This window comes from Streptomyces sp. NPDC032745, from assembly GCF_055579465.1.
Window position 1 is genome coordinate 913,176 of the sequence record NZ_JBVING010000001.1, and the last position, 13,260, is coordinate 926,435.

General features: G+C 70.6%; 12 protein-coding genes. 6 read left to right on the forward strand and 6 right to left on the reverse strand.

Annotated elements, in window-relative coordinates:
• Positions 1-101 precede the first annotated feature (101 nt).
• Genes ACZ5WG_RS04065 through ACZ5WG_RS04080 form a run of 4 tightly spaced genes read right to left on the reverse strand, consistent with a single transcriptional unit; the run spans position 102 to position 3,760 of the window.
• Positions 102-812 carry a response regulator gene (locus tag ACZ5WG_RS04065; protein ID WP_468720379.1) on the reverse strand — a complete coding sequence of 237 codons (711 nt, stop codon included), beginning with the start codon at positions 810-812 and terminating at the stop codon, positions 102-104.
• Positions 809-2,005: a sensor histidine kinase gene (locus tag ACZ5WG_RS04070; protein WP_468720535.1), complete on the reverse strand. Its 1,197-nt coding sequence runs from the start codon at positions 2,003-2,005 to the stop codon at positions 809-811. Before ACZ5WG_RS04070 ends, ACZ5WG_RS04065 begins: the two co-directional genes overlap by 4 nt.
• Positions 2,005-2,712 (reverse strand): glycerophosphodiester phosphodiesterase, encoded by a 708-nt coding sequence (locus ACZ5WG_RS04075; protein WP_468720380.1) that lies wholly within the window; start codon positions 2,710-2,712, stop codon positions 2,005-2,007. Before ACZ5WG_RS04075 ends, ACZ5WG_RS04070 begins: the two co-directional genes overlap by 1 nt.
• 22 nt (positions 2,713-2,734) lie before the next feature.
• Entirely contained in the window at positions 2,735-3,760 is a 1,026-nt protein-coding gene (locus tag ACZ5WG_RS04080) for an adenosine deaminase (protein ID WP_468720381.1), read from the reverse strand.
• Between the two features lie 110 nt (positions 3,761-3,870).
• Here ACZ5WG_RS04080 and ACZ5WG_RS04085 point away from each other — a divergent pair, with 110 nt between their 5' ends.
• Complete coding sequence (locus tag ACZ5WG_RS04085) at positions 3,871-4,530, forward strand: DUF4190 domain-containing protein (protein WP_468720383.1); 660 nt, start codon at positions 3,871-3,873, stop codon at positions 4,528-4,530.
• 112 nt (positions 4,531-4,642) lie between these two features.
• On the opposite strand, the gene ACZ5WG_RS04090 is transcribed toward ACZ5WG_RS04085, so the two are convergent.
• Together ACZ5WG_RS04090 and ACZ5WG_RS04095 are read right to left on the reverse strand one after the other, a co-directional pair.
• Positions 4,643-6,238 carry a TROVE domain-containing protein gene (locus ACZ5WG_RS04090; protein WP_468720384.1) on the reverse strand — a complete coding sequence of 532 codons (1,596 nt, stop codon included), beginning with the start codon at positions 6,236-6,238 and terminating at the stop codon, positions 4,643-4,645.
• Positions 6,239-6,719: 481 nt separating this feature from the next.
• Positions 6,720-7,274, reverse strand: coding sequence for an NADAR family protein (locus tag ACZ5WG_RS04095; RefSeq protein WP_468720385.1), 555 nt, complete (start codon positions 7,272-7,274; stop codon positions 6,720-6,722).
• Between the two features lie 182 nt (positions 7,275-7,456).
• Between ACZ5WG_RS04095 and ACZ5WG_RS04100 the strand changes: the two genes are divergently transcribed.
• The 5 genes from ACZ5WG_RS04100 to ACZ5WG_RS04120 all read left to right on the forward strand — a co-directional run bounded on the left by ACZ5WG_RS04100 (position 7,457) and on the right by ACZ5WG_RS04120 (position 13,239).
• Entirely contained in the window at positions 7,457-8,974 is a 1,518-nt protein-coding gene (locus ACZ5WG_RS04100; protein ID WP_468720386.1) for a gamma-aminobutyraldehyde dehydrogenase, read from the forward strand.
• Between the two features lie 71 nt (positions 8,975-9,045).
• A complete protein-coding gene (locus tag ACZ5WG_RS04105) occupies positions 9,046-10,296 on the forward strand; it encodes a polyamine ABC transporter substrate-binding protein (RefSeq protein WP_468720387.1) in 1,251 nt (416 codons plus the stop codon).
• A gap of 71 nt (positions 10,297-10,367) precedes the next feature.
• Positions 10,368-11,519 (forward strand): ABC transporter ATP-binding protein, encoded by a 1,152-nt coding sequence (locus ACZ5WG_RS04110; RefSeq protein WP_468720389.1) that lies wholly within the window; start codon positions 10,368-10,370, stop codon positions 11,517-11,519.
• Positions 11,516-12,445 (forward strand): ABC transporter permease, encoded by a 930-nt coding sequence (locus ACZ5WG_RS04115; protein ID WP_468720390.1) that lies wholly within the window; start codon positions 11,516-11,518, stop codon positions 12,443-12,445. Before ACZ5WG_RS04110 ends, ACZ5WG_RS04115 begins: the two co-directional genes overlap by 4 nt.
• Positions 12,445-13,239: an ABC transporter permease gene (locus tag ACZ5WG_RS04120; RefSeq protein WP_468720392.1), complete on the forward strand. Its 795-nt coding sequence runs from the start codon at positions 12,445-12,447 to the stop codon at positions 13,237-13,239. Before ACZ5WG_RS04115 ends, ACZ5WG_RS04120 begins: the two co-directional genes overlap by 1 nt.
• Positions 13,240-13,260 lie beyond the last annotated feature (21 nt).

Consider the following 13,260-nt stretch of genomic DNA (forward strand, 5'->3'; position numbering starts at 1 on the left):
ACTCAATGCTGCAGGTCACAAGGGTGCCCGCGGATCACCACCAAGAGGGGTCTTCACCGGTACGACAACTCACCGGCGCGAGGGATCCGACCGTCGTCCTCTCACTCCCCGGAGGGAGATACCCCAGAGCCAGCCCCGCCCCCGGCCGCCGTCCCGGCCGCGATCAGGCCCGTCTCGTACGCGCAGATCACCGCCTGGATCCGGTCCCGCAGCCCGAGCTTCGCCAGCACATGGCCCACATGAGACTTCACCGTGTGCTCGCTCACCACCAGCGCCGCCGCGATCTCCGCGTTCGACAGCCCCCGCCCCAGATGCAGCAGAGTCTCCCGCTCTCGCGCCGTCAGCACCTCCAGCCGCTGCGCGGACAGCGCCCCCGCCGCCGGCCGGGCCGTCGCCGCCGTGTACTCCTCGATCAGCCGGCGCGCCACCGAAGGCGCCAGCAGCGACTCGCCCGCCGCCACCACCCGTACGGCGTGCACCAGGTCGTCCCGGCGCACGTCCTTCAGCAGGAAGCCGCTCGCCCCCGCGTGCAGCGCCTCGTACACGTACTCGTCCGAGTCGAAGGTCGTCAGCATCACCGTCCGGCACGAGGTCCCGGCCGAGATCGTCCGGCACGCCTCGATCCCGTCGAGCACCGGCATCCGGACGTCCAGCAGCGCCACGTCCGGCCGCAGCTCCCGCACGGCCGCCACCGCCGCCGCGCCGTCCCCGGCCTCCGCGACGACCTCGATGTCCTCCTGCACGTCCAGGATCATCGCGAAGCCGCTGCGCACCAGCTCCTGGTCGTCCGCCACCACCACACGGATCGTCAACGCCCCACCTCCAGCGGCGAGGTTACTAGCAACACGCGTACCGAGAACCCCAGGCCACCGGGGCCCGGACCGTACTCCGCCGTACCGCCGTGCGCCGCCGCCCGCTCCCGGATCCCGATCAGCCCGTGCCCGCCGGCCGGCCCGGCCGCACCAGCCTCCGGTGCGGCCCCCGGGCCCCGCCCGTCGTCCGTCACCGTCACCGTGAGCGACTGCGCCCCGTACTCCAGCCGTACCGACACCTCCGAAGCCCCGGCATGTTTCACCACGTTCGTCAGCGCCTCCTGCACCACCCGGTGCACCGTCGCCTCCAGCGCCGCAGGCAGCGCGCGCACCGCGCCCGTTCGCTCGTACGACACCTGCGGCCCGCTGCCCCGGACCCGCTCCAGCAGCCCCGGCAGCTCCTCGATCCCGGGCTGAGGCGACCGCGGAGCCGCCTCCTGTGCCCGGTCCGTCCGCAGTACGCCCAGCATGGTCCGCAGCTGCGCCATCGCGTCCCGCCCCGTCTCGGCGATCGCGTCGAACGCGGCCTCCGCCCGTTCCGGGGCCCTGCGCACCGCCACCGGACCGGCCTCCGCCTGCACGATCATGATGCTGACCGCGTGCGAGAGGATGTCGTGCATCTCCCTTGCTATCCGGGCCCGTTCGCGCGCCGCCGCCTGCTCCGCCTCGATGCGGTTCGCCCGCTCCAGCTCCGCGGCCCGGGCCTCGACGGCGGCCGTGTAGGCCTGCCGGGTGTACTGGAGCCGCCCCAGGGCGTAGGCCGCCGCGAAGACGAACAGCGCGAACAGCAGCTCCCTGGCCGTCCCGGTGTTGAGCACCACGGAGCCGAGGACCAGCCCGCTCAGGGTCACGCCCATCGCGGCCCGCACCCGGGCCGGGCACAGCAGCGCCATCGTGTACACGCCGATCAGCGGGGCGTACGGCAGCGGCTGCCCGGGGCCGTCCAGTGCCAGCGTGTAGACCGTGCCGGCCGCGACCATCCCGAAGATCGCCGCCACGGGCGCCTGCCGCCGCCACACCAGCGGCACGTTGCCCAGCGTCGTCAGCAGGTACGCCGGCCAGGTGGCCGGCGAATCCAGCGGATCGCGGGGCACGACGAACGGAATCGTCGTCGCCACCTGGACCAGCAGCGTCAGTCCCAGGTCCTGCCAGCGCGGATCCGCCTGCCGGATCCGCTCCCCCCAGGCGCGTATCACCGGCGGGGCAGCCCGAACTCGGCCCGTACCCCTGCCAGCGCGTCCACCCGGTTGGTGGTGACGGAGTCCACCCCGGCCGCGATCAGCCTGCGCATCGTCCGCGTGGTGTCCGCCGTCCAGGCCGAGACCAGCAGGCCCTCCTTGTGGAGCGCGTCGGTCAGCTCCCGGTCCACCAGCCCGAAGCGGTAGTTGAGCCAGGTCGGCGCCACCGCGTCGATGAGCACCCGGCGCGGCGGCGCCAGGGTGGTCCACGTCAGCGCGATCTCCGCGCCCGGATCGGCGGCGCGCACGGCCAGCATGGTGTCCGGCCCCGCGCTGTAGTACGTACGCTCGCGCGCCCCGCACTCCCGGACCTGGCCGACGACCGTACGTACGGATTCGGGCGTCGCACCCGGCAGGTCGATCATCACCCGGCCCGCACCCGCCGCCATCAGGACCTGGCGCAGCGTCGGGATCCCACCGTCCGTCAACTCCTCCAGCTGCGGGGCCGTGACGGCGTCGAGCCGCACGTCATGGCCCCACAGCCGCTGGAGCGTCTCGTCGTGGAGCAGGACCGCCTCCCCGTCGCGGGTCAGCCGTACGTCGATTTCGACCGCGTCCGCTCCGCGTGCGAAGGCCGAGAGGATCGAGGGCAGGGTGTTCTCACGGACGCGGTAGGGATCGCCGCGGTGGCCTACGGCAGTCAGGGTGCGCATGACCGCCATTGTCGGTGTTCCCCGCAGTCCGTCAGCGCGCCAGCCAGGCGGCGGTGTACGTGTCGATCTCCGCGCTGATCTTCGCCTTGCCGGCCTCGTCCAGGAAGGAGGCCTCGACGGCGTTCTTGGCCAGCTGTGCGAGCCCGCGCTCGTCGAGGTCGAGCAGCCGCGCGGCGACCGCGTACTCGTTGTTGAGGTCCGAGCCGAACATCGGCGGGTCGTCGCTGTTGATGGTGACGAGCACGCCCGCCTGCACCATCTCCTTGACGGGGTGCCGGTCCAGGTCGGTCACGGCGCGCGTGGCGATGTTGGAGGTCGGGCAGACCTCGAGCGCGATCCGGTGCTCGGCGAGGTAAGCGAGGAGCTCCGGGTCCTGGGTGGCGCTGGTGCCGTGGCCGATGCGCTCGGCGCCGAGGTCGCGGATCGAGTCCCAGATGGTCTCCGGGCCGGTGGTCTCGCCGGCGTGCGGCACGCTGTGCAGGCCCACGGCCCGTGCGGCGTCGAAGTACGGCTTGAACTGCGGGCGCGGGACACCGATCTCGGGGCCGCCGAGGCCGAAGGAGACCAGGCCCTCCGGGCGCAGTTCGACGGCGAGGCGCGCGGTCTCGGCGGCGGCCTCCAGGCCGGCTTCGCCCGGGATGTCGAAGCACCAGCGCAGGATGACGCCGAGCTCGGTCTCGGCGGCCTTGCGGGCGTCCTCGATGGCCTCCATGAAGGCCTTCTCGTCGATGCCGCGACGGGTGGAGGAGTACGGCGTGATGGTCAGCTCGGCGTAGCGGATGTTCTGCCGGGCCATGTCGCGGGCGACTTCGAAGGTCAGGGTGCGTACGTCGTCGGGGGTGCGGACCAGGTCGACGACGGAGAGGTAGACCTCGATGAAGTGCGCGAAGTCGGTGAACGTGAAGTAGTCGGCGAGCGCCTCGGGGTCGGTGGGGACCTTGGAGTCGGGGTGGCGGGAGGCGAGTTCGGCGACGATGCGGGGGGAGGCCGATCCGACGTGGTGGACGTGGAGTTCCGCCTTGGGCAGCCCTGCGATGAAGGGGGTCAGGTCGGGCATGAGGGAGCCTCCGGGAGGATGCGGGTGCGGAAAGATCGGGCTTCATCGTAGGCAGCTCCGGGACTGTCGGCGGCAGCGCTTAGCATGGCCGTACGAGAGGGGGGCGCCGCATGACCGACCAGAGCCCCGAGCCGAGGGACCCGTGGGCGCCGCCGGAGCGGCCGGCGGTGGAACTCGGCAAACCGCAGGCCACGCCGGGCGTGTCGGGTCCGCCGTCCGTGCACGACCAGCCCACGATGGCGGGGATGCCGGGGGCCGGCTTCCCTTCGGCGCAGATACCGGAGCCGACGCCGATACAGGCTCCGGCGTCCACGCCCGAGCCCGCCCCGACGCTGCCGCCCGCGTACGGGTACCCGGCCCAGCCGGATGCCGGGGGCTACGCGTACCCCGGACCGCCGCCGGCCCAGCCGGGTTACGGCTACCCGGGCTATCAGGGATACCCCGGGTACCCCGCATATCCGCAGAAGAGCAACGGCTTCGGGGTCACCGCCCTCGTCCTCGGCATCATCGGCGTGGTCACCTGCTACCTGGGCGTCCTGTTCGGAGTGCCGGCGGTCATCTTCGGCGCCCTGGGCCGCGGCAAGGCCCGGCGCGGCGAGGCCGACAACGGCTCGATGGCACTGGCCGGCATCATCCTGGGCTCGGTCAGCATCCTGATCAGCATTCTGATGATCGCGCTCGTGATCGCCGGGGTCCTGCTCGGTGACCCTGGCAGCGATTCCGACTTCGACGGCCCGGCCGCGCCGACGCGGATCCGCGAGAACGTCTGACGCACGGACAGGCGGCCACCCGGCACAGGGCCGGGAGCGGGCATACGCTGCCCGCTCCCGGCCCTGTTCCGTCCGGCCGCCTGTCCGTCTGTCCGTCAGCCCGTACCGGGCCCTACGCCGCCCACGGCCAGTCGGCGTCCCGCCCGCCCTCGATCAGGGACACCATGCTGAAGGCCGCATCGGTGAGCCCGCCGAAGGTGTGCCGGTTCCCGGACCCGGAAGGCGCGTGGCCCGCCCGGTAGCCGGCCAGGTTCCACGTGTACACCGGGACCTCGTCGGGGACGAGGGCCGTCGGGTCACCGCCGTAGTGGTACGTCGCCTGCTCGTCCGTGACGATCAGGACCCGGTCGTGCCCCTTGTAGTACCGCCGCACCGCCTCGGCGGTGTAGGTGCCGCCCAGGTCCTCGAACCGCTCCAGCACCTTCAGTACGGACTCGCCCCGGTCGTACGGGACCTGCTTGCTGTCCGTGCCGAACTGCACCAGGTCCGCGTCCTCGGCGCGCAGCGCCAGCGCGGTGCCGAACACGGCCGCCGCGTCCGCCCGGTTGAGCTGCGAACGGTCCGACAGCGGCGCCCACATCGACCCCGAGCGGTCCACGAGGACCAGCGTCCGGCCGGGCAGGGCCGGTACGTTGGCCAGCGAGTGGCCGAGTGCCTGCTCCAGCGGGTACGCCCAGCGCAGCGAGGGCGCGTGCTGGTAGGCGGCCAGGTAGCGGAACGGGAACTGCCGGGACCGGGCGACGACCTCCGGGTCGGAGACCTTCGCCGCGACCTGCGCGGCCACCGCGTCCGAGACACCGGCCTGGTCGAAGTTGCGCAGGTTCCGCAGCAGCGCCATCGCGCCCATGGACGGGATGACCGCCTCCCAGGCGGCCGCGTCCATCGGCCCCTGGAGCCAGCCGGCCAGCGCCTCCCAGGTCATGCCGGCGGAGGCGAGCCGCTCGGCGCCGTCCGGCGCGGTGACCGCGGCCCGGCGCTCCTCCACCGGCAGCTCCATGAGCTCCCGGTGGGCGACCAGGGTGCGGTTGCCGGCCGGGACCTGCGCCGTCTCCGGGTGGTGCCGCCGGTCGAGGGCGTACCGGAACAGCTCGCCCTGCCAGGCCTTGGCGGGATCGGGGGAGGCGTGCACGAGGTTCAGCACGTCGCCGAAACGGAAGCCCTTGGACGAGGTGTCGTACTTCAGCAGCGACGTGCCGGAGTAGAGCCTGCGGACGGCATCCGCGACACCGCGCTTGACCGGCTTGGGCACGTTCCGCCCGTACGTCGCCGCCCAGTAGGCCAGCAGCTCGCCGGGCTCGTCCGCGCGCCGCAGTACGCAGTCCACGACCTGGCGGTTCGAAGGCCCCTCCGTCGCTCCGGCGTCGAGCCGCGCCTTGACGTACTCGGCGGCTCCGACCAGCGAGGCGGTCCGCATGTTCGCGTCGGTGCGCAGCCAGCCGAGCAGGCCGGCGGTCCACGCGGGGTCCTCGACGGCGAGGCGGCGCACGAGTGCGGAGAACCGGTCGTCGCGGGCCTCGCCGCTCTCGTGGAACGTCTGCTGCGTCACGAAGTTGGCGACGGCGAGCAGGAACAGCTCGGAGCGCGGGTCGCGGGCGAAGCCGCGGCTGCCCTGGTGGTTGGCGGTGCGGCCGGTGGAGCGCACGGGCGAGGTGGGCGCGGCGGCCGCGGATGCGGCCTTGGACGCGCGGCGCAGGTTGAAGCGAGCCATGTGAATCCCCCCGAATTCAGCGGAACGTGGGGGAGGCGTGACGTGCGGGATGCCCGAGATCGGGGTCGGCGACGGACTTTTATCCAGGCGAGCTTCCAAGCTGCTCCACCAGCCGGAGCCGGGCGGGATTCGAACCCGCGACCTCCTGGTACCGGAAGTAGCCGTCGCCTGCGCACCGGGCAGCCCGCACGCGTGCCTCCCGAGATCAAGGTGGCGGCGGCCTGGGATTCTCTGGGAAAGAAGGAGCCGCAGCACGGCGCACCGGGAGGTGCGTGACGCAGGTGTCCAGAGTTCGAGGTCGGCGAAACCACGTGGTGCTCTACCAACTGAGCTACACCGGCACGAAGCCGGTGACGGGACTCGAACCCGCGGCCGCCCCATTAACAGTGGAAGTAGGTCTCGCCTTCGCACCTGGACGAGTCCTACGTTAGGCGGCCCGCTCGCCCGCCCGCCACGCATTTAGGACCGAGCCCGGCCGAGGTCAGACGGCGTTCGTACGCAGCCGGTCGCGGGCCTCCATCAGGGCGAAGCCCAGCAGGTTCAGACCGCGCCAGCGGGACGGGTCCAGGGCGCGCTCGTCGTCCGCCGCCAGCCCGATGCCCCAGATGCGGTCCATCGGGCTCGCCTCCACCAGCACGCGGTTCCCGGTGGACAGCAGGTACCCGCGCAGCTGCGGGGTCGAGGCGAACTTGTGCACGCTGCCCTCCACCACCAGCGCGAACCGCTCCTGCTCCCATATCGCCGCGTCGAAGCCGCGCACCAGCCGCCCGGCCTTCTTGGCCTCAGCCGGAGTCCTCGCCTCCAGCGCTGCGCGCTCCCCCTCGGGGTCGCCGAACAGCCGAGCCTTGCCGGCCATCATCCAGTGCTCGGCCGTGGCATAACGGACATCACCCACGGTGAACTCGGACGGCCACCACTGGCTCAGGCAGCTGGGCCCGAGCGTCCCGTCCGGGCGCGGCCGGTGCCCCCAGAACGGCAGGTACTTCACCCGCTCACCACGGCTGACCTGCTCGATCAACTTGTCGATCATCTCCATGCACGCGAGTCTGACAGTCGCCACTGACACTTCGTACGGGATTTGGGACGTGCCTCGACACATGGTCGACCGATTCCGTCGCGTAATCAAAAGGCAACAACGGAATCACTTGGCGGTGGGGGACACCTCTGCCAGGATCGGCACTCAATTCGAGCTGAAGCTACGGAGAGCGTGAGAGCGTCATGGGTAATCGCTTCCAGGTCAAGGACCGCTTCGCAGACGGCGCGCAGTACATCGACGGGCAGCTCAGGCCGGGTACCTCCGGCCGGTCGCACACCATCGTGAACCCTGCGACGGGCGAGGAGGTGCTCACGTACGAGCTCGCCTCCACCGCCGACGTCGACGCGGCCGTGGCAGCCGCCAAGCGGGCCTTCCCGGCCTGGGCCGCAGCAACTCCCGGTGAGCGTTCGGACGCCCTGCACCGGCTGGCCGCCGTGCTGGCCGAGCAGGCGGAGGACTTCGCGTACGCCGAGTCCCTGCAGTGCGGCAAGCCGATCAAGCTGTCCACCGAGTTCGACGTACCGGGGACCATCGACAACACCGCCTTCTTCGCGGGCGCCGCCCGGCATCTGCAGGGGCAGGCGGCAGCTGAGTACTCAGGAGACCACACCTCCTACGTGCGCCGCGAGGCCATCGGGGTCGTCGGCTCCATCGCGCCCTGGAACTATCCCCTCCAGATGGCCGCCTGGAAGATCCTTCCGGCGATCGCCGCGGGCAACACGATCGTCCTCAAGCCCGCCGAGCTGACCCCGCTCACCTCCCTGATGTTCGCCCAGGCGGCCAAGGACGCGGGCCTGCCCGACGGCGTGGTCAACATCGTCACCGGCGCGGGCCGGGACGCGGGCGAGCACCTGGTCGGGCACCCGGACGTGGTCATGACCTCCTTCACCGGTTCCACCGCCGTCGGCAAGCGGGTCGCCGAGATCGCCACCGCCACCGTCAAGCGGCTCCACCTGGAGCTCGGCGGCAAGGCGCCCTTCCTGGTCTTCGACGACGCCGACCTGGAGGCCGCCGCGCACGGCGCCGTCGCCGCGTCCCTGATCAACACCGGCCAGGACTGCACCGCCGCCACCCGCGCGTACGTCCAGCGCCCCCTGCACGACGCCTTCGTCGCGCGCGTGGCCGAGCTGATGGAGACCGTCCGCCTCGGCGACCCCTTCGATCCGGCCACCGACCTCGGCCCCCTGGTCTCGCACGCCCAGCGCGACCGGGTCGCCGGCTTCGTGGAGCGCGCCCGCGGCTACGCCACCGTCGTCACCGGCGGGGAGATCCCGGCGGGCGAGCTCGCCGAGGGCGCGTACTACCGGCCCACCCTCGTCTCCGGCGCCGCCCAGGACAGCGAGGTCGTCCAGTCCGAGATCTTCGGCCCGGTCCTCGTCGTCCTGCCCTTCGACACCGACGACGAGGGCATCGAGCTGGCCAACGACACCCCGTACGGCCTCGCCGCCTCCGCCTGGAGCCGCGACGTCTACCGGGCCGGCCGAGCCACCCGCGAGATCAAGGCGGGCTGCGTCTGGGTCAACGACCACATTCCGATCATCAGCGAGATGCCCCACGGCGGCTACAAGGCGAGTGGCTTCGGAAAGGACATGAGCGCCTACTCCTTCGAGGAGTACACGCAGGTCAAGCACGTGATGTACGACAACACGGCGGTCGCCGCGAAGGACTGGCACCGCACCATTTTCGGGGACCGCATCTAACCGTCCACGGCTTTGCCGAGTGGCAGCCGGCCGCCTGACCAGCGGCGCCACCCCTCCCGAAAGGGCAGCTCATGGAGCAGTACGAGTCCGACCGTCTCTCGGCGGCGCAACTCGCCGCGATGCGGCGCAGCCTCACCAGTGGGCGGGGCGCCCTCACCCGCCGCTCACTGCTGCGCGCCTCCGGGGTCGGCGCGCTCACCCTCGGGGGTCTGGCCTCCCTGTCCGCCTGCGGCATCCCGCCGGCCAAGCGCGCGGGCGAGACGGCCGTCGCCTCCGACGACCACTCGGACCAGGAGAAGGAGATCAACTTCTCCAACTGGACCGAGTACATGGACACCAGCGAGGACGAGAAGACCCACCCCACGCTGGAGGAGTTCACTAAGCGCACCGGGATCAACGTCAAGTACACCGAGGACATCAACGACAACGTCGAGTTCTTCGGCAAGGTCCGCCCGCAGCTGGCGGCCGGCCAGGACACCGGCCGTGACCTGATCGTCGTCACCGACTGGCTCGCCGCCCGCATCATCCGGCTCGGCTGGGCGCAGAAGCTGGACCCCTCCCACCTTCCGCACGCCTACGCCAATCTGATCCCGCAGTTCCGCAACCCCGACTGGGACCCGGGCCGGTCGTACAGCTACCCCTGGACCGGCATCGACACCGTCATCGCCTACAACGCGAAGGCGACCGACGGCAAGAAGGTCGATTCCGTCACGCAGCTGCTCGACGACCCCTCCCTCAAGGGCCGCGTCGGCTTCCTCACCGAGATGCGCGACAGCGTCGGCATGACCCTGCTGGACCAGGGCAAGGACCCGGCGAACTTCACCACCGCCGACTACGACGCGGCCATCGGCCGGCTCCAGAAGGGCGTGGACACCAAGCAGATCCGCCGCTTCACGGGCAACGACTACACGTCGGACCTCGACAAGGGCGACCTCGCCGCCTGCCTGGCCTGGGCCGGCGACATCATCCAGCTCCAGGCCGGCAACCCGGACATCAAGTACGCGATCCCGGCGCCCGGTTACATCACCTCCAGCGACAACCTGCTGGTCCCCGCCCACGCCCGGCACAAGGCGAACGCCGAGAAGCTCATCGACTTCTACTACGAGCCGCCGATCGCCGCCCAGCTGGCCGCGTTCATCAGCTACGTCTGCCCGGTCGAGGGCGTCAGGGAAGACCTTGCGAAGATCGATCCCGAGCTCGCGGACAACCCCTTGATCATTCCGGACAAGGCGATGGCGGCCAAGGCCCACGCCTTCCGCTCCCTCACCAGTGAGGAAGAGACCGCGTACGAAGAGAAGTTCGCCAAGCTCATCGGAGCCTGACGAACCCCCTCCCGTGCCGGCACCCGCGCCCCGCACCCTTCCGACGACACCACCACCGAAGGCCGCGACCCATGACTGACAAGACCGCGGGCGGCGACGTCCGCCTCGCCGGGATCAGCAAGCACTACGGCTCGTTCACCGCCGTGCACCCGCTGGATCTCACCATCCCCCAGGGCTCCTTCTTCGCCCTGCTCGGCGCCTCGGGCTGCGGGAAGACCACCACCCTGCGCATGATCGCCGGTCTGGAGGAGCCCTCCACCGGCACGGTCCACCTCGGCGACCGCGAGGTCACCCAGCTGCCGCCGTACAAGCGCCCCGTCAACACGGTGTTCCAGAGCTATGCGCTGTTCCCGCACCTGAACATCTACGAGAACGTGGCCTTCGGACTGCGCCGCCGGGGCATCAAGTCCGTCAAGAAGCAGGTCGAGGACATGCTCGAGCTGGTCGAGCTGGGCCAGTTCGCCCAGCGCAAGCCGCACCAGCTCTCCGGCGGGCAGCAGCAGCGCGTGGCCGTCGCCCGCGCGCTCATCAACCACCCGCAGGTGCTGCTCCTCGACGAGCCCCTCGGCGCCCTCGACCTCAAGCTGCGCCGCCAGATGCAGCTCGAGCTCAAGCGGATCCAGACCGAGGTCGGCATCACCTTCGTGCACGTCACGCACGACCAGGAAGAGGCCATGACCATGGCCGACACGGTCGCCGTGATGAACGGCGGCCGCGTCGAGCAGCTGGGCGCCCCCGCCGAGCTGTACGAGAACCCGAAGACCACCTTCGTCGCCAACTTCCTCGGCACCTCGAACCTCATCGAGGCCGAGGTCCTGGAGGCAGGCGGCGCCGATGTCATGGTCAGCTCGGCGGGAACGAAGCTCCGGCTGCCCGCGGCCCGGTGTTCGACGACCCCCAAGGCCGGCGGAAAGCTGCTGGTCGGGGTGCGTCCCGAGAAGATATCCCTGGTCCACGCGGACGAGGAGGACACCGTCGCGGCCGGCCGCAACAAGGTCCGCGGCACGATAGCCGCCTCCTCCTTCATCGGCGTCTCCACCCAGTACGTCATCGACAGCCAGGTCTGCCCCGAGCTGGAGGTGTACGTCCAGAACATCGAGCGCGACGCGCGCCTCGCCCCCGGCGCCGAGGTGGTCCTGCACTGGAACCCCGAGCACACCTTCGGGCTCGACGCGGCACAAGACATCGACGCGGGCATCGAGACGGTCGAGGAGGGCGCATGACCGCCACCGCCGCGCCGCCCGAGGCCCAGGCCCTCGCCGAACCCCCGGTCCACAAGCCGTCGCTGCGCAAGCGGCTGGTCCCGTACTGGCTGCTGCTCCCCGGCATCCTGTGGCTGCTGGTCTTCTTCGTCCTGCCGATGATCTACCAGGCCTCCACCTCGGTGCAGACCGGCTCCCTCGAAGAGGGCTTCCAGGTCACCTGGCACTTCCAGACGTACTGGGACGCCCTCACCGAGTACTACCCGCAGTTCCTGCGCTCCCTGCTGTACGCCGGCACCGCGACCGTGCTGTGCCTGCTGCTCGGGTACCCGCTGGCCTACCTGATCGCCTTCAAGGCGGGCCGCTGGCGAAACCTTTTGCTGGTGCTGGTCATCGCCCCGTTCTTCACCAGCTTCCTGATCCGCACGCTGGCCTGGAAGACGATCCTGGCCGACGGCGGCCCGGTGGTGGAGGTCCTCAACACCCTGCACGTCCTCGACGTCACCAGCTGGCTCGGGATGACCGAGGGGGAGCGGGTGCTCGCCACGCCGCTCGCCGTCGTCTGCGGTCTGACGTACAACTTCCTGCCCTTCATGATCCTTCCGCTCTACACCTCCCTGGAGCGGATCGACACCCGCCTCCACGAGGCGGCCGGGGACCTGTACGCCCGCCCCGCCACGACCTTCCGGAAGGTGACCTTCCCGCTCTCCATGCCGGGCGTGGTCTCCGGGACCCTGCTCACCTTCATCCCGGCGAGCGGCGACTACGTGAACGCCGAGCTGCTCGGCTCCACGGACACCCGGATGATCGGCAACGTCATCCAGTCGCAGTACCTGCGCATCCTCGATTACCCGACGGCCGCCGCGCTGTCCTTCATCCTCATGGCCATCGTGCTGATCATGGTCACCATCTACATCCGCCGAGCGGGGACGGAGGACCTGGTCTGATGCGTTGGCTCCGGCGCAATCTCGTCGTCATCTTCGGACTCGGCACGCTCGCGTACATGATCCTGCCGAACGTCGTCGTGACGGTCTTCTCCTTCAACAACCCCGCAGGGCGGTTCAACTACGCCTGGCAGGAGTTCTCGCTCGACGCCTGGAAGGACCCCTGCGGGGTCGCCGACCTGTGCGGCTCCCTGTCCCTTTCGCTCCAGATCGCCGTGTGGGCCACCATCGGCGCCACGGTCCTCGGTACGGCCATCGCCTTCGCGCTCGTCCGCTACCGCTTCCGGGCGCGCGGCGCGGTCAACTCGCTGATCTTCCTGCCGATGGCCATGCCCGAGATCGTGATGGCGGCCTCGCTGCTCGCCCTCTTCCTCAACATGGGCATCCAGCTGGGCTTCTGGACGATCCTGATCGCCCACATCATGTTCTGCCTCAGCTTCGTCGTCGCCGCCGTCAAGGCGCGCGTCCTGTCGATGGACCCGCGGCTGGAGGAGGCCGCCCGCGACCTCTACGCGGGCCCGGTGCAGACCTTCGTACGGGTCACCCTGCCGATCGCGGCACCCGGCATCGCGGCGGGCGCGCTGCTCTCGTTCGCTCTCTCGTTCGACGACTTCATCATCACCAACTTCAACTCGGGCAACACCGTCACCTTCCCCATGTTCGTGTGGGGATCGGCCCAGCGCGGTACGCCTGTCCAGATCAACGTCATCGGTACGGCGATGTTCGTCATCGCGGTGCTGGTGGTGCTCGCCGGCCAGATGGTCGGGAACCGCCGCAAGAACGCACAGCCCAAGTAACTCTGTAGGGAGTTGGAATCC